This is a genomic window from Zarconia navalis LEGE 11467, from assembly GCF_015207075.1.
GTDB classification, from domain to species: domain Bacteria; phylum Cyanobacteriota; class Cyanobacteriia; order Cyanobacteriales; family Geitlerinemataceae; genus Zarconia; species Zarconia navalis.
The window spans coordinates 12251-32734 of sequence record NZ_JADEXN010000001.1; the positions used below are offsets into that span (position 1 = coordinate 12251).

The 20484-nt window shown below is 51.2% G+C and carries 12 protein-coding genes and 2 pseudogenes; 6 read left to right on the top strand and 8 right to left on the bottom strand.

Annotated features, from left to right (window positions below; all coding sequences use genetic code 11):
• Positions 1 to 35 precede the first annotated feature (35 nt).
• Both hpsA and rpmB read right to left on the bottom strand, forming a co-directional pair.
• Positions 36 to 4814, bottom strand: a complete 4779-nt coding sequence (gene hpsA / locus IQ235_RS00070) for a hormogonium polysaccharide biosynthesis protein HpsA (protein WP_264319456.1) — start codon at positions 4812 to 4814, stop codon at positions 36 to 38.
• A 384-nt stretch (positions 4815 to 5198) separates the two neighbouring features.
• Positions 5199 to 5435 (bottom strand): 50S ribosomal protein L28, encoded by a 237-nt coding sequence (rpmB, locus tag IQ235_RS00075; protein ID WP_264319457.1) that lies wholly within the window; start codon positions 5433 to 5435, stop codon positions 5199 to 5201.
• A 46-nt stretch (positions 5436 to 5481) separates the two neighbouring features.
• On the opposite strand from rpmB, the gene IQ235_RS00080 reads away from it, so the two are divergent.
• Complete coding sequence (locus IQ235_RS00080) at positions 5482 to 5673, top strand: hypothetical protein (protein WP_264319458.1); 192 nt, start codon at positions 5482 to 5484, stop codon at positions 5671 to 5673.
• On the opposite strand, the gene htpG is transcribed toward IQ235_RS00080, so the two are convergent.
• Positions 5634 to 7694 carry a molecular chaperone HtpG gene (gene htpG, locus IQ235_RS00085; RefSeq protein ID WP_264319459.1) on the bottom strand — a complete coding sequence of 687 codons (2061 nt, stop codon included), beginning with the start codon at positions 7692 to 7694 and terminating at the stop codon, positions 5634 to 5636. The genes IQ235_RS00080 and htpG overlap by 40 nt on opposite strands.
• Positions 7695 to 7956: 262 nt before the next feature.
• Here htpG and IQ235_RS00090 point away from each other — a divergent pair, with 262 nt between their 5' ends.
• The gene (locus IQ235_RS00090) at positions 7957 to 8892 is read left to right on the top strand and encodes a GT-B fold glycosyltransferase domain-containing protein (RefSeq protein WP_264319460.1); all 936 of its coding nucleotides are present in this window, start codon (positions 7957 to 7959) and stop codon (positions 8890 to 8892) included.
• Positions 8893 to 9202: 310 nt separating this feature from the next.
• Positions 9203 to 10438, top strand: coding sequence for an LL-diaminopimelate aminotransferase (locus IQ235_RS00095; protein ID WP_264319461.1), 1236 nt, complete (start codon positions 9203 to 9205; stop codon positions 10436 to 10438).
• Positions 10439 to 10664: 226 nt separating this feature from the next.
• Here IQ235_RS00095 and IQ235_RS00100 read toward each other — a convergent pair whose 3' ends face one another.
• Positions 10665 to 13289, bottom strand: a complete 2625-nt coding sequence (locus IQ235_RS00100) for a M1 family metallopeptidase (RefSeq protein WP_264319462.1) — start codon at positions 13287 to 13289, stop codon at positions 10665 to 10667.
• Positions 13290 to 13547: 258 nt separating this feature from the next.
• Between IQ235_RS00100 and IQ235_RS00105 the strand changes: the two genes are divergently transcribed.
• Entirely contained in the window at positions 13548 to 15209 is a 1662-nt protein-coding gene (locus IQ235_RS00105) for a DUF3352 domain-containing protein (RefSeq protein ID WP_264319463.1), read from the top strand.
• 233 nt (positions 15210 to 15442) lie between these two features.
• Here the strand turns inward: IQ235_RS00105 and IQ235_RS00110 are convergent, their stop codons facing one another.
• Positions 15443 to 16144 carry a DUF8738 domain-containing protein gene (locus IQ235_RS00110; RefSeq protein WP_264319464.1) on the bottom strand — a complete coding sequence of 234 codons (702 nt, stop codon included), beginning with the start codon at positions 16142 to 16144 and terminating at the stop codon, positions 15443 to 15445.
• 90 nt (positions 16145 to 16234) lie between these two features.
• Between IQ235_RS00110 and IQ235_RS00115 the strand changes: the two genes are divergently transcribed.
• Positions 16235 to 17659 (top strand): cytochrome P450, encoded by a 1425-nt coding sequence (locus IQ235_RS00115; RefSeq protein ID WP_319592528.1) that lies wholly within the window; start codon positions 16235 to 16237, stop codon positions 17657 to 17659.
• A gap of 179 nt (positions 17660 to 17838) precedes the next feature.
• On the opposite strand, the pseudogene IQ235_RS00120 reads toward IQ235_RS00115, so the two are convergent.
• Both IQ235_RS00120 and IQ235_RS00125 read right to left on the bottom strand, forming a co-directional pair.
• Positions 17839 to 18222, bottom strand: a pseudogene (locus IQ235_RS00120) (IS66 family transposase); the annotation flags it as partial.
• Positions 18223 to 18249: 27 nt separating this feature from the next.
• A pseudogene (locus IQ235_RS00125) lies at positions 18250 to 18801 on the bottom strand (IS66 family transposase); the annotation flags it as partial.
• A gap of 174 nt (positions 18802 to 18975) precedes the next feature.
• Between IQ235_RS00125 and IQ235_RS00130 the strand changes: the two are divergent.
• Positions 18976 to 19542 (top strand): Uma2 family endonuclease, encoded by a 567-nt coding sequence (locus IQ235_RS00130; RefSeq protein WP_264319467.1) that lies wholly within the window; start codon positions 18976 to 18978, stop codon positions 19540 to 19542.
• Here IQ235_RS00130 and IQ235_RS00135 read toward each other — a convergent pair.
• Positions 19539 to 20484, bottom strand: a 946-nt coding sequence (locus IQ235_RS00135) for a glycosyltransferase family protein (protein WP_264319465.1), incomplete at its 5' end; no start/stop codon positions are given. The genes IQ235_RS00130 and IQ235_RS00135 overlap by 4 nt on opposite strands.

The following is a 20484-nucleotide window of genomic DNA, read 5'->3' on the forward strand; positions in this document are numbered from 1 at the left end:
ACATTTTTGTCTCCTTAGAAGAAATTGCTCGGTCGCTAACATTCTCCATTTTCTTGGGCGCGAGGATCGATCGCACCGTTCTCGTCCGTAGAACAGCGCAAGTTCAAAATATAGGGATCGTCGAGGGGAAGTTCGCTATAGAACTCGCTGCGAAAAGGACTGGGTTTAACTAAGCGCCTGGTGATAGGACCGGGCTGAACGTATTGTAGGGCCACATCGTAACCCCACAGACGTTGAGGAGCCTGGTAGTAGTGAATGATCGGTCCGCCAAGCTGAGCTGGTAGATCCGGTTCCCAAGCATCTTGGTCGAAGGGAGCCGTTGCATAGGTGCTGAAGTTGAACTGCATGAGAGAGCCACTAATTTTAGCCGCTTGAGAACCGGTTAACCAATCTTCGATGAATCGGGGGAAGTTGTGTAACCCGCCATAGGTTTGACCCGCTTGGGACGGGACGATCCCGCTGATGATGACGGCGTTCACTTTCTGGAGGGTGGCGACGTTCATCGGTTTTTGATCGTCACCACCCGCACCAGCAAAGCTGGCGGTAAATTGATGATACGTTCCGCTATAGTCAATAGCGGTCGAGAGCGGGGCGGCATCGGTCGGATCGTAGGTTTCCGGGTTGCCATTGGCAGAGATTTTAATCGGAGAGGCGGGATCGGCCGGATTCTCCCGAAGCCATTCAAAATTGGTCGTCAACGGGTTCTGGGGGCGGTTTTGATTCGTGTAGGAGGTGTATACTTCTCTGTTATTCGCACAGCCGTACACATCGCTCAGGTTCGCATTTGCCGATCTTCCCAAACTTCTCAGTTCGGTCGGCAGGGTTGGGTTGCCAACATTCGGACTGGCGATTAGGAAGCCGTCTTCTAGACTACCCTCGCAAAAGTTATCCGAAAGCAGGGTCATCGCATCGACGAGGAACTCGCTAAAGCGCCAGGTATCTCCTTCCTCAGCGCGAGCAAAGCTGTCGTTTAAATTCGTTCTTCTGTAGAAATCCTGTGGGGTAAAACCATCGGGCAGCTCTGTTTGGAACTCTTCTATCGGGTTGTTGCAGGAGCCGAAGCCGTGGCAGTTGAAATCGCCCTGCAAGTAAGCGGGATTATCGGAAACAAATGTAATGCCGTACTGAGTCTGTCCTCCGGCTGCATCGCGGGAGATATCTTCGCCGTTCGTCAGTCGGAATCCGTCGGGACGTCGATCGGGATCGGGATAGTAATCGACGGGCTTTGGACTGATGCCGTTACCGCTCACGGCCGGATCGATCGGATCGGTGGCATCGGAACGACAATTTCCGTTCGTAAAATCTTGAAAGCTGTTGCAGGTTCCCCCTTGGGGACGAGCGATCGCATCTTCGCGAATGGCATCTTCTCGGAAAGCGTAGACGATACCACCTTCCATTTGAACCGACTCGCTGTCGTCACCGGCAGCAAGCCAAAAGTCGCCGTTAGGGGTTTCGTTTTCCTTCAGCAGTTCCAAGTCCAAATTCAGCGCTCGGACGTTCATCATTTCGCGACCGTTGAAAAAGGCACTATCTTTGAATGCCAATCGGTAGTAGTCTGTGCCGTCGTAAATGAGGCTGAGTTTGCCGCAATTGGTATTCGGGTTCGTTGCCGTGGCATCGTTATTGCATTGCGGGGGGGGATTAGCTCCGATGCGGTCGACGGGTAAATTCCAATTGGCAATGGCTTTGGGTTGGAGGATAATATCTAGCGGCTCGAGAGCAACAAATTGAGCATTGGGAATATTGTTGTCGGTTAAGTATCGATCGACAGCGTAGTCACCGGTTCTTGGCGTTGTTGGTTGTGCGATCGCTCCTGCACCTTTGCGATCGTGATTTTCTTTGGGGAACAGGTAGAACAGGGAAGGATATTTGACCGAATCGAGGGTTTGGTTGTCGTTTAAATCTTCGTTGGCATTGTCTAGAGTTCCGTTGCCATTGGTATCTTCGTTAACGCCACACAGGGCCGTTGCTAAACGGATGAACTTTTGTTCGGTTGCAATATTTGCTGGAGGTCCAAAACCGAAAAAGTTATTTCCGTTTCCTGGGGTGTTACTGAAATCACACGTGAAGTAGGCATGATTCGTTTCGATGGGCGAACTTCCTCCACTCGATGGCGGAGTGTCCGCTGTTAAGGCGTCGTACTTAATTCCTCCATAGGTAAAGGAGTCATCCGTTCCACCACTTGCAGATTCATCTTTGAGGAACTGTACTGTATATTTAAATTCGCCTAGAGTGGTTGGCGAAGCTCGGAAACCAAAGGTTCGATCGCGATTAGTTTGCTCTTTGAGGGAGAGCAACCGTGCGATGTCTTCTAAATCTGGCTCGGCTGTGGCGATCGCCGCCACGTACTCTTCCGGTGTTGCTCCTAGTTGCAATCCATCTGGATCGGTTCTAGCCGTTCCCGTAATGGGGTCGGTCAAGGTTTGCTCCAAGATCGCATCGATCTCGTTGAGATGATTTCGTCGGTTATTTGCATTACCGTAATTGTAAGCCTCTAGATAGGCAAGGTTGTAGGCCAACATTCCCAAGGTGAGAGAGGCCGTATGTTGGTAGGATTCGTCGGCAATACTACCGTTTCCATCGGGACCTAACGCTCGTTTTAAGTTCGAGAAATTGCCCCACTTGGTCAGTTCCGGGTATGGGTGAATGATGTTCCCGCCGTTCTCCTGCAAAGGCGGGAACGCGCCATCATCATCGCCGGAAAAATTAGCCAGGTTTTCTAAGGCTGTCTGGACGTTGGCATCAGTAAAGTAATTGTTCTGAAAGTCGATTTCCCATCCGTTTGTTCCTCGTCCGGTGAAAAAGTCGATGGGAATTTCGTTCGGGTTGTCCCCAAAGGTGCCAGCAAAGATACCAGCTCCCTGTGTGCCAAATTCATCGATCTGCTCGAACGTCGAACTGCGCTTGAGGGTTTCTGAGGTACCGGGGTGAACGGTACTGATAATAGCCGCTACGGGAGGATCGCTCTCATCTGTTGGACCTGAGGCATGATGGTAAATTGCCGTGGTTTGCACCGCTGCTAAGTTATCCCGCAAAGAGCGTCGCTGTAGGGTTTCGTGCTCTCGACCGGCATTATTGCGATTAGCCCTCCTGAGGGTGTTATTGAGGTCTTCCCCTCGGTAGTCAACGGGGGTGGGTAGGGGATCGTTCCCCAACTCCAGCCGCTGTCCGACGATAACCCGCATCCCTTCGCGCCAGGCGCGACGTTCCCAGTAACCGTCCAAGCCCAACTCAGTTCGGTCGGCACTGAGATTAGCAGCCACGGGAGTGAAGGTCGTTAATTTCTCCTGACCGGAGATCGGGTCGCCATTTTGCGTCCCAAGTTGCTGCAAACTTAAGCCTGCTTTTTCATCGTAGACGGGGGAAGGACCGTATCGATCGTCAGCACGGTAAGAGTCATCGATCTCGAAGGAAGTTTGAGAAGGGTTACCTACCATTCTTTCTTCCTTGACAAAATCAGTGGTCGACCAATTTTCATCTCGGATCGCATCGGGAGTCAGGGTCGACTGATATGCCGACTCACCCGTCGTAAAGAGTTTAATAGGATCGAGAGAAATCTGGGATGGTTTAATTCCAGCTTTGACTGAATCTGTATCGGAGCTAAATCGAACCTTTTCCCTCTCAACAACGGAGCCTCGACCTGCCTTCTCGTCTACGGTCGCTTTGTCCTCTCCATAGAGGTGGAAGAAATTGTCTCGACTCACCACGTTGTCTCCGTTTAGATTGGCACTCATCATCTGCCCCTGAAATGCTGAATTCTGACCGCTAGGAGAGGTAATGGCAGAAGTATCAGAGCCAGCTTGATAGAGACAAGACTTAGGAGAGCTAATTAAATAACCTCGAAATTGGCGGTTTCCCACGAGCAAACTGCCGTCAGTTTGCATTGCGCCGTTCCACTTAAATTCTTGACCGGGAGCCACTTCTAAGTCGTAACGAAACAAGGCTCCAAACTTATTGCCGCGATCGGCTTGTCGGTCTTGTTGTAGCTCCAGGGTTGTTACCGTACCGCGATCGTCGGTATTGGAGATGGCAAAGGCATCGATTTGGAAATTTTTTCGCAAGATCCCACTGCTTTGCCGATCTTTGAAGAAGCCTTTTTCAATGGGGATCGCGTTACCCTGAATGTCGCAACCCGCTTCCGCTACACTGGCAAACGGTCCGTTCCGCACTGCTAATGCCTGCGCCCTACTCCTGAGCACGTCGTCTGTTTGATCGAGAATTTGTTCGATTTGATCCTGGGCATCCGATCCTGCGGGCAGTCGCCAGATAATCGAGTAGGCAATCGTGGTATCGTCTTCCCCATCGCCATCGCTATCGCTTTGGAAAGACCAGGCGTTGGCACTCTGACCGCCGATCTCCAGGCGGGTTTCACCAGGTAAGGTATAGGGATCGGTTCCCAAAGGAGCGGTATTTTCACTTCCATCGTCGAGCATCATCGACCACAGTACGTCCTCTGAGGGAACCCCACTCGGTAGCCGAGGATCGTTATTGAAGAGAAATTCGATTTTTGCTTTTGCCCTGTCAATTGCTGGAGTGGCAGCATTATAAATAACTTTTTCTTGACGTTCGTTCACCACCTGCTCTGTTCGGTTGAGAGTCCGGATCAAGATCGCGCCCACCACCAAAGACACCACTAACAGTAGCAAGGCCGCTGTTGGGAGGACAAATCCAGCGCGAGGGTTCGATCGCCGATTAAATGCGGCAAAGACCGGACGCAGCAGCTTCCGCAGGCGCTTGGCGATCGCCCGGTTACAGAGCTTCAGGGTATGTCTCAACCGGCGCTGAAGCATGGTAATAAATTTGTGCTTTGCCATAACTCCTCGGCAGATGCGAACGACACGAACTCAAGACGACAGGAACGGTTTTTATAGGAACCTAATTTTGTCTTAGCCTACAAACACCTTTGAGTGCAATCACTTTTGCGATTGGGTGCAAGGCATATTCACTAGGATACCCACTTTTTTTGGGAAAGCGATCGCCCCCGCTCTAACTTTTTAGGTGCTTCTTGTCAAGATGAGTCTTCTACCTTTGGGCGATCCACATCCTTTTTGCGAGAGGGAGGCAAATCTAAAAACACTGAATTTTCCGGATTTCCAACGCCTCGAAAAAAAGACGGGAACGCACGGTGGTACGTTCCCCAAGCTTGGCAGATAAAGCCGATCGGTTTGGATTCCCATAAACGGGGAAACATCCCAACTTTATAGCTTATTTAAATTCAGTCCCGCTTCTTTTGCCATCGCCGACAGCCCTTTGGTTTCTAGGGTTTTAATCGCTTTAGTAGACAGTCTCAGTCTAACCCAGCGATTGCCTTGAGGCCACCAAACGCGCTTCCACTGTAAGTTGGCGTGCTGGAGTTTGTGCGATCGGCGGTGGGAGTGGGATACGGCAAATCCATTATTGGCTTTCTTGCCGGTAAGCTGACATTTTCGACCCATGAAAATCTCCTGATTTTAATTTCTTAGGGGGGATGGGAACTTGGGGATGAAGTTTGGATATCGATCGCCCGACTTTCCATCATATCAAACCACACAAGCCGGATACGAGAACCGCAACGATAATCTGCAATCGATCGAAGTGCGAGCGAGATGCTTGCACTTCGATCGACCCATTTGTCAGCAGCAGGCAGTACGAGGTTACTTAGCGGCGCTATCGGTTAGACGGGTCAATACCTGATTCGATCGATCCACAAAAGATTTCATACTCTCGGCATCGAAGGCCTTCTGGGCCATCAGAGGAAAGTCGTAGACGTGCTGGCACATCAAGTTTGCCAATTCTCCCGAGGGAGACACCCCTTCTGTTTGGAGGATACTGCTCTGACTCAGGTTTGCCAGATTCTGAATCATCGGGTGGGCGGTATTCACCACCAAAATATGCTCGTCGGGAAATAGAGCGGTTTCCTGTTGCAGCAGAGCCGTCATATCTCGCAGGCGGCGCATGGCTTCGGGCAGCAATACCATCGCTGGTGGCGCGCCTTGGGGAGTTTCGGATTTGAGGGATTCGGTGCGGATGGTCACTTGGGGTTTGCCCAGAGCGTTCTCGAAAAGCTCTTTGATTTGTTCGCTGCGGGTTTTGTTGGTTTTGGGATCGACGATTTCGGCTTCTTTTTCCTTATCCAAAAGGGTGTCGTCGAGTTCCGAGTCCACCCGAGAGAACTTCACCTCGGAGCGATCGCGCTCGAGATAGCTGATAAAGTGGGTGTCGATGAAAGCATCGAGATACAGCACTTCTAACCCCTGAGCCTTATGCAGTTCCACATATGTCGATTGGGAAGCCGGTTCGGTACAATAGAAAACCCGATTTTCCTGACGCTCTTTGTTGCGCTCCAAATACTCTTCGAGGGTAGTGTAAGAATCCCCTTTCTCGTCGGTTGTCGCCGCTTCGTCGGTGGGGGTAACATCTTCCCAAGCATCCCCGGCTTCGGTTTCCACCTGGACGGCGGGTTTCTCCTCTGTTGCGGGGGCTAAGTCGGCGGTGGTGCGGTAGATGATGATATCTTCGATTTGTTTCTTGAACTTTTCATCGTTCAGATAGCCGAATTTAACGAAAGTTCCCAAGTCTTTCCAGCACTTGACGTAATGGCTGCGATCTTCTTTGTACAATGCTTTGAGGCGATCGGCCACTTTTTTGGCGATGAAGTCGGCGATTTTGCGCACCGTACGATCCATCTGCAAGGCGCTGCGGGAAACGTTCAGGGGAATGTCGGGACTATCGATAATCCCGCGCATGGGGAGCAAGAATTGGGGGATAATTTCCTCGCAGTGCTCGCTGACAAATACCCGGTTGCAGAACAGTTTCAAATTTCCCTTGGTAACATCCACGTCGGGTTTGAGTTTGGGAAAGTAGAGAATGCCGTTGATGTCGAAGGGATAGTCGGTTTTTAGATGCACCCAGAGAAGGGGTTCTTCTTGGAAAGGGTAGAGGTAGCGATAGAATTCGAGATAGTCTTCGTCTTTGAGATCGCGAGGGGACGATCGCCAGATGGATTTTTGCTGGTTGACGACTTCTAGGGTTTCTTTAGGTTCCGCAGTCGTTTCTTCTTCCCCTTCGGTTTTAGCTGCGGGTTCGGCTGCCTTCATCATTTTAATGGGGACGGGCATGAAGTCGCAGTAGGTTTTCACCAGTTGCTTAATCCGCGCTTCTTCGAGATATTCTTCCTCATCCCCTTGGAGGGTCAGGGTGATGGTGGTTCCTCGGGTGGTGCGATCGGATTCTTCGAGTTGGAACGAGGGCGATCCGTCGCAAGTCCAATGAACCGCTTGCGCGCCATCTTTGTAGGATAGGGTATCAATTTCTACTTGAGACGCGACGATGAAGGAAGAGTAGAAACCGAGTCCGAAGTGACCGATAATCGGCTGGTCGGCACCACCTTTATATTTTTCAATAAATTCTTCAGCACTGGAAAAGGCAACTTGGTTGATATACTTTTTAACCTCGTCGGCAGTCATGCCAATGCCGTTATCGCTAATAGAAAGCGTCTTTTTCTCTTTATCGATGCTGATGATAATTTCCGGCTCGCCAATTTCCCCGCTCATTTCTCCAGCGTAGGAAACCATTTTCAGCTTTTCGATCGCATCGACCCCATTTGAAACGAGTTCCCGCAAGAAGATTTCATGATCTGAGTAGAGAGACTTCTTGATAATGGGAAAAATATTCTCGGTATGGATCGTAATATTGCCTTGTTCCAATACAGTCATAGTCTGAGTCAGGTAAGTTGATGTGGATCGGGTGATACAGTCGTTCTCAATTGAGAGTCCTAAGTTCTGATTTTGGGCGATCGCTGCGGATTCTGGCGTTGGGATTGTCCGTCCGATCGCATTCGGATTTCCCTACTTACCCTGAATATAATGGAGGGGATGCGATCGGGGTAAGGGATGGAATGGAAGCGTTCTATTTAATCTACGGGTATTGTAGCGTTTGCGTGTGAAATACCCGACTTTTTTAGGAAAAATTTAGGGAATGGTCAGTTCAATTGCATTTCTAATTTGTACGGAATCGGGGGATTTAGCGGAAAAATCTCTTCTTTTAGCCGAAAGTCTTCGTTGCTTTGGCGGCAAACTTAAAGATGCTCCAATTTATAGCGTTCAACCTCGGGCAGGAGATGAAATCGAATCTCAAATATTAGAAAAGTTTCAAGAATTAGGAGTTGTTCATAAAAAAATAATTCTCAACACCGATTACACTTACTATCCAATCGCCAATAAAGTTTTTGTTTGTGCGTACGGCGAACAGAATATTAATACCGAGATTTTAGTTTTTTTAGATAGCGATCAAGTTATATTTCGGGAGCCTCAAGAATTGATTTTATCTCCCGATTGCGATACTGCACTTCGTCCGGTCGATCGCAAAAATCTCGGTTCGACGGGGAAGAAGGATCGCAACGACGACTATTGGCAAAAACTTGACGCTCTCTTTGGAATGACTCGCGAAATTTGGGTTGAAACGACAGTCGAAAAAGAGAAAATACGCGGATATTGGAATTCGGGAATGATTGCAGCCAGAAAAGAGTCAGGGCTTTTTTCGGCTTGGCTAGAAAACTTTAAGATAGCCATGGCACATCAACTCATTCCAGAGTCAGGAATTTTTCATTTAGATCAGCTAACTTTAGCTGCTACAATCGCCTCAAAAAATATTAAATTTTCAACTCTTTCTCCAACTTATAACTATCCGCTACACAAGCAATCTCAATTACAAGAATCCGATCGAATTGAAAGCTTTGATGAGGTGGTCTCAATTCACTACCATTGGATGTTTAAAGGAGATGATTGGCGAGCATCTCTTGAAAATTTAGCCGGGTTCGATCGAGATTCGGAACGGTATCGCTGGCTATACGATTATTTGTCGAAGCGGAGTTTGAAATCCGACATGCGCGATCGGAGATCGGATCGTCGATAATTTTCACGATCGCAGTTCTCAGACCCGTGAGGTACAGCCATAACCCACCGTCAAGCCAGAGGACAGAATCGTCGCAGTTCTGGTGTAAAAAGCAGAAAACGATGCATGAAGATGAGCCGTATTTCTGTAAACTGTTTTAACGCCGATCGACTGACAAATTTGTTTGATGTCGGTTGGGCGACCGCGAAACCCAACAACCACGACCGATCGCGTAGCGACTCATCCCATCTGCGAGATTTAAACCGCCTCCAAAATATTTGTCAGTCGATCGGGTTTTAACGTATTTCAACGGCGTTCGTCGCAATCTACTATGGCAACCATCAACGACAACTATCTCAAACTCAAAGCCGGTTATCTCTTCCCTGAAATTGCCCGACGGGTGAATGCATTTGCAATCGCTAACCCCAACGCACCCATTATCAAACTCGGTATTGGCGATGTCACCGAACCTCTCCCCCAAGCCTGTCGCACGGCGATGAAGACGGCAGTGGAGGAAATGGGCGATCGGGCAACCTTCAAAGGATACGGCCCCGAACAGGGCTACGGTTGGCTGCGAGAGAAGATTGCCGCGCAAGACTTCCAGAAACGAGGATGCGAGATCGATGCCTCGGAAATCTTCGTCTCCGACGGCGCAAAATGCGATACGGGCAACATTCTCGATATTTTTGGCAAAGATAACACGATCGCCGTGACCGATCCGGTCTATCCCGTGTACGTGGATACCAACGTGATGGCGGGCAATACCGGAACCGCCAACGATGGGGGCAAATACGGCGGGTTGGTGTATATGCCCATTACTGCCGAAAACGACTTCACCGCCGAGATTCCCACCGAAAAAGTCGATCTGATTTATTTATGCTTCCCCAACAATCCCACCGGGGCAACGGCGAGTAAAAGCCACCTCAAAGCCTGGGTGGATTACGCCAAAGCCAACGACTCGATTATTTTCTTCGATGCGGCTTACGAAGCCTTTATTACCGACGCAGATTTGCCCCACTCCATCTATGAAATTGAAGGGGCCCGAGATTGCGCGATCGAATTTCGATCGTTTTCTAAAAATGCCGGCTTCACCGGAACCCGCTGCGCTTATACGGTGGTGCCGAAAACCCTGACGGCTGCTTCTGCCGACGGGTCGGATGTGGAACTGTGGAAGCTGTGGAATCGCCGCCAGTCCACTAAATTTAATGGGGTTTCTTATATCGTCCAGCGCGGGGCGGAAGCGGTATATTCGGACGAAGGACAAGCGCAAATTGCCCAACTCGTCGGTTTCTATCTAGAGAATGCGAAGATAATTTGCGATCGCCTTACCGCAGCCGGACTCAGCGTTTATGGCGGAGTCAACGCCCCCTACGTTTGGGTCAAAACTCCAAATGGTCTGACGAGTTGGGATTTCTTCGATAAATTGCTGCAAGCGGCGAATGTCGTGGGAACTCCCGGTTCTGGCTTTGGGGCTGCCGGGGAGGGCTATTTCCGAATTTCAGCGTTTAACAGTCGGGACAATGTCGAAGAAGCGATGAAGCGGATTGGCGACACGTTTAAGGGATAGGCGAACTCGCTCCCGGCTAATTATGCGATGGCACAGGCTGTGCGTAAGTTCTGCATCATAATTAAACGTCCCATTTTTTTGAGTTTCAGGTCATTTTTTCGATCGTTATCCCAACACGATACTTAAATGCGATCGCCTTTCTTTTTCGAGGGAGGCGATCGCATTTAAGCTAAAAAGACGAGCGGGAGTCAGGAAGTAGATAGAACTCGCAAATTCACAACCCGTCCTAGGATTTCTTGGCTTTTGCCTCCAAGTTTTCCAACCGACTCCGAAGTTCCTGATTGTCCTTCTTGACTCGATCGAGTTCGCTGCGAAGTTGCGTCACCGCTTTATCGGAACCGATGTTTTTCTGAATTTTACCGATCGCTTCTTCGGCAATGCGACTCACCCGTCCGTCAGCAGTTTGTTCGGCAAGCGTGCGGGCAATTCCCATGGCTTTGGGAGTTTCCATTTGTTTGAGGGATGCCACCACCGCCACCTGTGTCAGGAAGAAGGTTTCTCCAGCCAAAGCCGACAAACGCTCTAAAATGCGATCGACATTGGCTGGGGTTTGCCCGGTGGAGATGCTGCCCAGGGCGCGAATCGCCGCTAAGCGCAACGCTTGGGGCGTACCCGGTTCGGTGTATTCTAAAATCAGACCGAGTGCATCTTCGGAGGTTTTGAGCTGACTCAACCCCCCGATCGCCCCGCTGCGCACCACTTCATTCCATCCGGCTTTTTTCTCCAAGACGGTTTTTAGATGCTTGAGAACTTTTTCGGTACTGGGCTTGCCATCGGGATTCGCCGCCGCGATCGAGCCGATGGCACGAGCAGCGGCAGCTTCGACGTAATAACTAGCATCGCCGTCGGTGACGAAGGGTTTGATGGCTTTGTAGCTGGTGTGGGTTTTGATTTGAGCCAGGGATTCGATGGTGGCGCGGCGCACTCGGGCTTCGGTATCTTTAAGTCCGGCAACGAGTCCGTCGAACGCCCCATCGAGTTTCACCGTCGCTAGGGCTTTTGCAACCTCCACCCGCACGCCCCAAAACTTATCCTTTTTCAGGGCTTTAGCTAGGGCTTTTATCGCCTCCAAACCGCCTTTTTTAGCGATCGCCTTAGCGGCGTAAATTCGCGAAACCGGGTCGGGATCGGATTTGAGTTGGGCCTTGAGTTCCGGCAGGGGATAGCTCAACTTCACGGTTTTGAGGAAGTGGTTGCCCGCATCGAAACTGACAAATTGCGGTTTTTCCTCGAGGGGGAAGTAGAAACTCTGTTCTTTTTGGTAAACGCGGACGTTGAAGGTTTTTAGGGTCGGTTCTTCCCCATCGCAGATATACCCAAAGGCGATCGGAATTTTGAGATCGAACAAATCGCGATCGTTGGGAGTATTCCCTTCTTTGGCTTGGGTTTGCGTCACCGTCACTTTCGCCAGATTGCTATCCCCATCCCAAGAGTAGGCGACTTCGAAATCGGGATGTCCGCCGCGATAGACGTACTGATCGAACAAGAAGGTCAAATTGCGTCCCGTCGCCTTTTCGATCGCTCGCAGTAAATCCACCGTTTCCACCGTGCTGTGGGCATTGTCGCGGACGAAAGTAGCGATCGCCTCGAAAAACAACTCATCTCCCAACTGGGCGCGAATCATGTGATAGACGCACGAACCCTTTTCGTACAGGTGGCGATCGTACAATTCGATGGGTTCGCGGTAAACGTGGGTAACGATGGGGCGGCGGTAGCGGCTGCTGTCTTCGCTGAGATAGCTGCGGGCTTCTTGGAGGCGATAGTATGCCGCATCATCTGCCCCATATTCGCGATCGGTCCACAGCACCTCGGAGTAGGAAGCCATTCCCTCTTTAATCCAAGCGTGAGACCAATGCTTGATGACCACCAAGTCCCCAAACCACTGGTGAGCCAGTTCGTGAGCCACCAACATCTCGGTACGCAGATTATCCACCATCGCCCGTTCGTCGAGCAAGCAGCGATCGGTGAGCAGCGTTGTCGAGGTATTCTCCATCCCCCCAAAAATAAAATCTGCCACGCAAGCCTGGGCGTATTTGGGGAAGGGGTAGGGATAGCCGAATTTTTCGGAGAAAAACTCAATCATCTGGGGCGTTTTGCCCATACTGCGGCGGGCATCTTCTTCTCGTCCCTTCTCCACGTAGTAATTAACGGGTTTGTCGTTCCACCGATCTTCAATTTCGGCAAAATCCCCCACCGCTAGGGTCATCAGGTAAGTGGGGTGTGCCTCCTTTTGATGCCAGTGATAGATTTTATCTTTGCTGTGGTCGCCAACTTTTTCGACACTAATAAGTTCCCCATTAGAAAGGGCAAAAAACTTTTTGGGAACCCGTACTCGAATCTCCGAAGTGGCCAGTTGTCCGGGATAGTCGAAACAGGGAAACCAAAACCGGGAATCTTCATCTTCCCCCTGAGTCCAGACTTGTACGGGTTTGTCGGGGTTATCCTCGTCGGGTTCGATGAAGTACAATCCCCGTTGCGGTCGATCGACTTTGTAGGCAATCTCCAGAGTGATGGAAACTCCGGCGGTAGTGGGTTCGGTTAATCGGACGTGCAATTGTTCGCCATCGTAGTCGAAGTCTTGGGCAACACCCCCCACTCGTACCGGCTCGAACTCGAGATTCACCGCATCGAGTACCAGGCGATCGATTCCGCTGCGGACGGGGTTGAGACGAATCAGACACCGCCCCCAAAACTGATGTTTGGGAATATCGAGAGTCAAATCGAGAAAAATATGCTCCACTTGTCCGGGGCGGTCGGGCGTATAATGCGGTCGTGCCCCCGGCAGCTCGAAAGATCGAGAACCGTTGCGATCGTCATCAGAATAGGCGTAAGAAAAATAAGCGTCAGACATCGTACCAGAAGTAACGTGAAATATGAGTGCGTAGAGGGGTTTGTCGATGAGAAAACAATATAATGGCGCCAGTTCTTTTGCGGGTCGCCCCCCCCTATTCTCTTCAGGGTAACCCGTTTGTGCGGGATCGAGCGACCCACCCAACTTCCCAGGAGACAGACGATCGGTTTAGCTAGAATGGACGTGCTAGACAAGCGTCAATTGATAAGGGATATCCCGACGCGCGATCGCTCGTCTTCCAACATTGAGGAAAGCTGAATGTCTGAGAGTACTAAAAAATCGGGTTTGGGTTGTTTGCCCCTTGCGGGTATCGCCGCCGTTTTGGCCGGTGGCGCCGCTGCGGGTTATTTTTTCTTTTTACGGGGCGCACCCACGGGAGATGCCGGGGTAATGGCGAGTGCCGAAGTGGTTCCCGAATCGGCGCTGATGGCCGCTCATATCTCCACGGATTCGACCTCTTGGTCCGAGCTTAAACAATTTGGCACGCCCGAAGCACAGGAAATTGTCAAGAAGGGCATTGAGAGTTTCGAGCAAGATCTGCAAGCGGACGCGAATCTCAATTTCGAGACGGATCTCAAACCGTGGATGGGTGATGTCATGTTGGCGATCGTTCCCCCAGCAGAGTCGGCCCAGAATGCGGGCGAACCCCAACCCCTGATCGTCGTCGGTATTAAAGATAAAGTCAAAGCCCTGGCCTTTGCCCAGAAGATGAAGGAGGAGGGCGGAGAGAACGTTAGCGAAATTGACTATCAGGGGGTGACGATTTCGGAGATCTCCCAACCCGACGAGACAATTTATACCGCTGTATTAGACGATTTCGTCACCATCTCCTTCGATTTGGCAACCCTCCAACAAGCCATCGATACTTCCAAAGGTCAGCCGTCTTTTGCCAGCCAACCCGAAGCTGCGAAAATTCTCCGCAACGGTGCTGAGTTAGATAATACCCTCGCTCAGCTCTACATTGCCGACTATCGGGCGTTTATCGCCCAAGTGGCCGAGCAGTCACCCGAGAATCAGGAACTGCCCTCTCAAACCTTGAAGCAATTGGAACAGGTCGATTCGATCGTTATGGGTGTGGGAACCGACGATCGGGGATTGCGCTTGACAACAAGGGTCGAACTCGATCCGGACTATCCCCAACCGGAGTTCGCACCGGCCTCTGGAAAACCGATCGCCCAGTTTCCGGCCGAGACCATCGCCCTGGCTAGCGGTCAAGGTATCGGTCGCATTTGGTCGCAGTTGGTAGAGCAATCGGAAGACGACCCTCAAACAAAGCAGGCCGTCGATGGAGTGCGCCAGACGTTCGGGCAGATCGACCTCGATGCCGATCGGGTATTTGGCTGGATGGACGGTGAATTTGCCCTGGGTCTGGTTCCCTCTAGAGAAGGGATCCTTGCCAATGTTGGGTTTGGAGGCGCGCTGACCATCGATACGAGCGATCGGGCGGCGGCTGAAGAAACCCTAGAAAAAGTAGGTAAGGTTCTCCAAGACAGCATTCCCGTACCGGTGAATATCGCGCAAAAAGATGTTAAAGGTACCCAAATGACCCAATGGTCGGTGCCGCAAGTTTCACCGGGCCCGTTGGTGGGCTATGGCTGGCTCGATGACGATTCATTGCTGCTCGCCATTGGCGGCCCGATCGCCGATGCCATGCTTCCGACCCCAGCCACACCGCTCGACACGAGCGAAGGTTTCACCACGTCCACCGATACGCTGCCCCAAACCAATTTGGGCTACTTCTATGCCAATTTCGAGCAAGCGATGACCCTGGTGAACTCCCTACCCCCTGAAGCGACAGGTCTGACTCCCGAAGCCAAAGCGATTCTCGATTCAATTCGCAGCTTGGGCGTAACGGCAACGGTTCAAGATAAATCGACGAGTACCTTAGAAATGGCGTTGCCTTTGGTTCCAAATCAATAGTAGGAGGAGCAGGGGGGGGCACAACGACCGGCGAGCGCGACCGGGGGGAGAGCAAACCTTTGTAAGATTCCCCCCCTATCCTTTGTTTCCCCTCGAGCCAACCGATAATCGATCGCCTCTCAATCCCAGGCCGATCGCTTCGAGGCAGACTCGTTCTCACAAGTCGCTCTATTCCCTTGCCAAAATCCGATTTGTAGGTTCGTCATGCCAAGCACGGGCTACCCGTGAAGAGCTTAGAACGATCGCGGTGTTTCTTTATCTTCGCCGGTTTCATTCAACCGAATTTCAGACCCGAGGTTATCGGTATGGTAAACCCAGGACTGACGATCGTCGCCGATCTCGACGCGCCAGCCTAAAATACCGACTTCCGTACAAACACCATCCTCCGGCGGAATACCGTAGCAACCATTCCAAAGACGCGGTTCGGCGGTAATGACGTAGAGTTCGTCGGAGTTGGCAAAACCGCTGCTGGCCGCCGTTTGAAAAATGCGATCGCGCAACGATGGCGGTAAATTATGACTCAAAGTCGAGCGGCGAATACTATCGCCATTAAGTGTTGTGCGGTAAAAGTAGCTTTTATTCGTTGTTGTATCGATGACTTCCACCTGCCAACCTTCAGTTAAAGCTGCAAGACAAGACTCTGCCGGTCCTCCCAACCCCAGACAGCCATCCGTCCAGGTTTCTCGACTGTAGCGACCGATTTGGAGGGAAGCGTCGCCGATTTCCCTCTGGAGTTTGGCTTTGACTCGACCGGCGATCGCCGTGGGCAATTGCTCGAACTCAACTTCAGAAAGGATCGGATTGGTGGTAGGTCGATCGGATATCGGTGCGATTGGACGGGTTGCTGCGATCTCGGAATTCGATGGGACTTGACAAGCTACCAACAAGCTGAAGCCAAGTAGCACAGACGTAAAGCGGGCGATCGAAAAAATCATATTGCACATCTCCAAGCAATAAACCGGGCTAGATTGGGTTTATTTTGATTTTGACATTTCGTTACACTAGAAAAATATGACTTGCCTGCATTGCCATTCAATGTCGGTGACGCTTTTATGTTTTGGGAACTCAACGCAAACAACAACCCATTACAAGTAACAAATGCGATCGTGATGAAACTTCCCGCAGGCCCAACAACCAATCCCAAATTGCAAATGTTTCAGTGGGTGTCCAGCCCTCTGAAGTACATGGAAACCAACCGCAAGCGATTTGGTGATGTCTTCACCGCGCGTTTTGGAGAAAAGTTCAGCTTAGTCCTTTTTAGCGATCCTCAAGCGATTCGGGAAATTCTCAGTGCCGATGCGAGAACCTTCGATTCGGGACGAGCCAATGGGATTTTGCTACCGTTGGTGGGGAGCGAGTCCATGCTGCTACTCGACGGCGATCGCCACAAACAACAGCGTAAGTTGATGATGCCCCCGTTTCACGGCGATCGGATGCAGACTTACGCCACCACCATCGAGAAGATTACCCAAGAGGTGATGGATTCTTGGCAGGTGGGGAAACCCTTCTCGGTGCGAGCCGCCACCCAGAATATCACGATGAAGATGATTCTGAATGTGGTCTTCGGTTTGAGTGAAGGCGCGCGCTACGAAAACGTTCGCCAACTGATGACGACGGTGCTGGATATGACAGGGTCTCCCTTGGGTTCGGGTTCGCTGTTTTTCGGAGGCTTGCAGCGAGATTTGGGGCCGTGGAGTCCCTGGGGTCGCTTCGTGCGGCGCAAGGCACAACTCGATGAGTTGCTATTTGCCGAAATCCGAGAACGCCGCGCAGCCCTCGATGAGAACCGCACCGATATTTTGACCCTTCTCTTGTGCGCGCGGGACGAAAACGGAGAAGCCATGAGCGATCTCGAACTGCGCGACGAGTTGCTTACCCTATTGCTTGCAGGTCACGAAACCACGGCAACGGCCCTAGCGTGGGCGCTGTATTGGATTCACAAACTGCCCGACGTCAGGCAAAAACTGCGGGAGGAACTCGCCAGTTTGGGGAAAAATCCCGATCCGATGGCGATCGTTAAAGCCCCTTACCTCAATGCCATTTGCCAAGAAACCCTGCGGATTTATCCCGTGGCGCTGATTACGTTTCCTCGCATCGTCAAATCGTCGTTTTCGGTGATGGGTCATCATTTCGGCCCAGATGTATTGCTAGCCCCCTGTATCTATCTAACCCACCATCGAGAAGACTTGTATCCCGAACCCAAACAGTTTAAGCCCGAACGCTTTTTAGAACGGCAATATTCCCCCTACGAGTTTTATGCCTTTGGTGGTGGGAATCGCCGCTGTTTGGGGCAGGCATTGGCCCTGTACGAAATGAAATTGGCGATCGCGAAGATTGTCTCCCGCTTAGATTTAGTGCTACCCGACGATCGACCCATCAAACCCGTTCGCCGAGGCGTAACCCTCGCACCATCCGGTCGCCTTCGTCTGGTTGTTACCGCTCATCTATAGGAAGCTGGGGTGTGGAGAGATCTAGGGGAACAGGCGTTGCTGGGGGAGAAAAGAACAACCGACCGATTCCCATCCATTTTCTAGAAGCTTTCGTTGCTCCCGAATTCTCCTCATTCCCCATTAAGAAACAGTAGGGGTAGTGCCCCCGTGCAGTGGTGTCAACTTAAGAAAAAACGTAACTACTCAGGTAGCAATGTAGGAACAACAGGATGACCGACAAAAACTTGTCTGAGGGAGTCGAGCACATCAAATCCCTGTTTCCTGAGAGTCGAAAGATAGCCCCGAATGCGGCAAAACATTTTGGCCCCCGAAAGGGAGCGGAAGCAACCGGAGATTTTCTGCTTCAATTTCATCATCCGCAAATCCCGTTCCGCTTGATTGTTGTCAAAGGGAACCCGCAGATCGTACATGAAAGCCAAGACGGCATCTTGATGAGCTTGAAGTCGGTCGAGTAGATTTTTGGGTGGGCTTTGCTTAACTCGACCCCGATTTTTGGCAGTTCCGGCAACGGGAGTCGGGGGAGGATTAGCTTGAAGTCCGACTTCAATTAAGCTGCGGTAACGTCGCGAGATCGCTTTGAGTGTAAGGATTCAGGTGTAGAATTCTGGGATAAGGGAAGGATATTCAGTGGTGTGACCCGCCCCAGCCATGAGAGCTTGCACGAAGAAATCCATCACCGAACGTCCCTGGAAACGACAAGTTTGAACCACACTAAGCAATTGGGCCGTTTGCTCGAAACGCTCCAAAGAGCGAGAGCCACCACTGACCTTGCGTTTAGTTACCGCTAAGCGCAAAGACCTTTCGGCGAGATTGTTATCGGGTGGGATGTGAGGATGGTCGAAAAAATACCACCATTGGGATGCTTTTTGTTTGAGAGAGCGCAATAACTTGCCAGCAATAGCTCCAGCGACAGAACTCCAGGTAGAAAGAGTCAACTCCACCTGAGTTTTGAATCCCTGTGCCCACTGTTGGTAGTCCGACTCATCCCCATTCTTTTGCCATTGGCGATAGTGGCGAAAGGCTTCATCAATCAGAGTCACGAAGGCTTCCCCAATCTCTCGGTTGTGAAGTCCCGGCTGCTGAATTAATCTGAGAAAGTGACGGCGTAGATGAGCCAAACACTTCTGCTGAGCCACTTGTTGGATTTCCACTTTCACCGAGGCGGCTTCTGCGAGATTTCCTCCGCAGACACTGCACTCAACAGGACGCAGAACTTCAATTCGGTCTATTCGCCCAAATCCTTTGCGGGTCTTTCCTTTTATTTGATTTAGCTGCGTAGCAGCTTAAGAGATAGCTCGGATCTTGATTGGCGTAAAATTGCATTTTACAAAGGATGGCTGTGGGTCGATCTCGAAGCCGAAGGACTCGGACACGCTTCTTTTAGCGATTTGATAACCGCAATTTTCTTCATCTGGGCATTTCTGCATCCCGATGTGGTGCTGCAATCCTACGGACGCTGTGTCATCGAAAAACCCCAAACTCATGCCTGCGTGCCAGATTTGTTACTCTACAAAGGCGAGAATATCCCCAAATGGCAGCCGGGAGAGCCGCGCCGGATTCTTTTAAGCCGCGATCGCCTGCCGGATCTGGTTGGCGAAATTGCCGATACGTCCCTGAGTATCGATCTCGACGAGCAAAAGCAACTCTACGCCAGTTTGGGAATTGCCGAATATTGGGTCATTGACGTGAAAGGAATGCGGCTGTTTGCCTTCGGTTTAACTGAAGCGGGTGCGTATGAAACGATCGAAATGTCGCGGATATTGACCGATTTGCCGATCGCCCTGGTGGAGAAAACCCTAGAACGATTAGCCGAGGACACGAATACCGCAGCCGCAAATTGGTTGATGCAGCAATTGCAAACAAAAACAAAACCCGCTAGCTAAGCTAAAACGTCTGCAACCAATCGAGCTAGCTTTTGCGCCGCGCCCGGTTTCCCCCGCACCTGACGCAGGCAACTTCGCATTTCCTCTAACCGTTCTGGGTTTTCGAGATAATCGCAGGCGAGACGGGCGACGGCTTCGGTTTCCAGACGACCGATGAGTTCTGGTACGATTTGCTTCCCCGCCCAAATATTCGGCCAGGCAAAGCGGGAGTCCTCGGCTTGGCGACTCACCCACACAAACGCGCACCCGTTGATAAATTTCGCCATTCCCGAACCGACAACAGGGAGATTCACCAGCAAACCCGGCAATCCATCCCACGCCCGCATGGCCGAAAGTTGTTGGGTGGGCAGCAGAACCAGCATCGGCACGGCGAGGGAACCGAGTTCGGCGGTATTTGCCCCCACCGTCGTCAGACATAAACGACACTGGGACAGGACATCGTAAGGGGGGGTATGCGTCCACAGATAGACCTTGAGACCCGATCGCGTTTGTAAGTAAGCGTTGGCCGTGTGTTCTGCGCAACCAAAACAGTCTGCCTCGAATTTGAGTTCGGCTTCTGCCCAGCCGAGGGTACGAATGGCCGGGTTGTGTTGGGGATTGGCAAACCGGGCGAGGGTTTCGATATCTAGGGTGGGGGCAACGGGAATGACGAAGCGGGTGTGAGGGCGGACGCGGTGGATGCCCTCGGCGATCGCTAAGCTCAACGGCATACCTTGAGTCAGTTTGAGGGATTTCGAGCCGGGGAGAATGCCGATAAGTTCGATCGGGATATCGGGTTGGGAGGCATTAGAAGAGGTCTTGGAAATCGATCGATTTTCTGGTTTTCCCAAACGGATACCTAAGTTGTCATCGAAACCTTCATCTAAAGCCCATCGAGAGACATCCGCCATCAAATCTCCCACGACGGTAAATTTATCGGTGTATTTCGCGGTAACCCCTGCC

Excerpts from the sequence above, each read along its gene's own strand:
- rpmB (WP_264319457.1), bottom strand. The coding sequence starts at position 5,435 with ATGGGTCGAAAATGTCAGCTTACCGGCAAGAAAGCCAATAATGGATTT.
- IQ235_RS00105 (WP_264319463.1), top strand. The coding sequence starts at position 13,548 with ATGTCTGAGAGTACTAAAAAATCGGGTTTGGGTTGTTTGCCCCTTGCG.
- IQ235_RS00110 (WP_264319464.1), bottom strand. The coding sequence starts at position 16,144 with ATGATTTTTTCGATCGCCCGCTTTACGTCTGTGCTACTTGGCTTCAGC.
- IQ235_RS00080 (WP_264319458.1), top strand. The coding sequence starts at position 5,482 with ATGAAGTTTGGATATCGATCGCCCGACTTTCCATCATATCAAACCACA.
- IQ235_RS00095 (WP_264319461.1), top strand. The coding sequence starts at position 9,203 with ATGGCAACCATCAACGACAACTATCTCAAACTCAAAGCCGGTTATCTC.
- hpsA (WP_264319456.1), bottom strand. The coding sequence starts at position 4,814 with ATGGCAAAGCACAAATTTATTACCATGCTTCAGCGCCGGTTGAGACAT.
- IQ235_RS00090 (WP_264319460.1), top strand. The coding sequence starts at position 7,957 with ATGGTCAGTTCAATTGCATTTCTAATTTGTACGGAATCGGGGGATTTA.
- htpG (WP_264319459.1), bottom strand. The coding sequence starts at position 7,694 with ATGACTGTATTGGAACAAGGCAATATTACGATCCATACCGAGAATATT.
- IQ235_RS00100 (WP_264319462.1), bottom strand. The coding sequence starts at position 13,289 with ATGTCTGACGCTTATTTTTCTTACGCCTATTCTGATGACGATCGCAAC.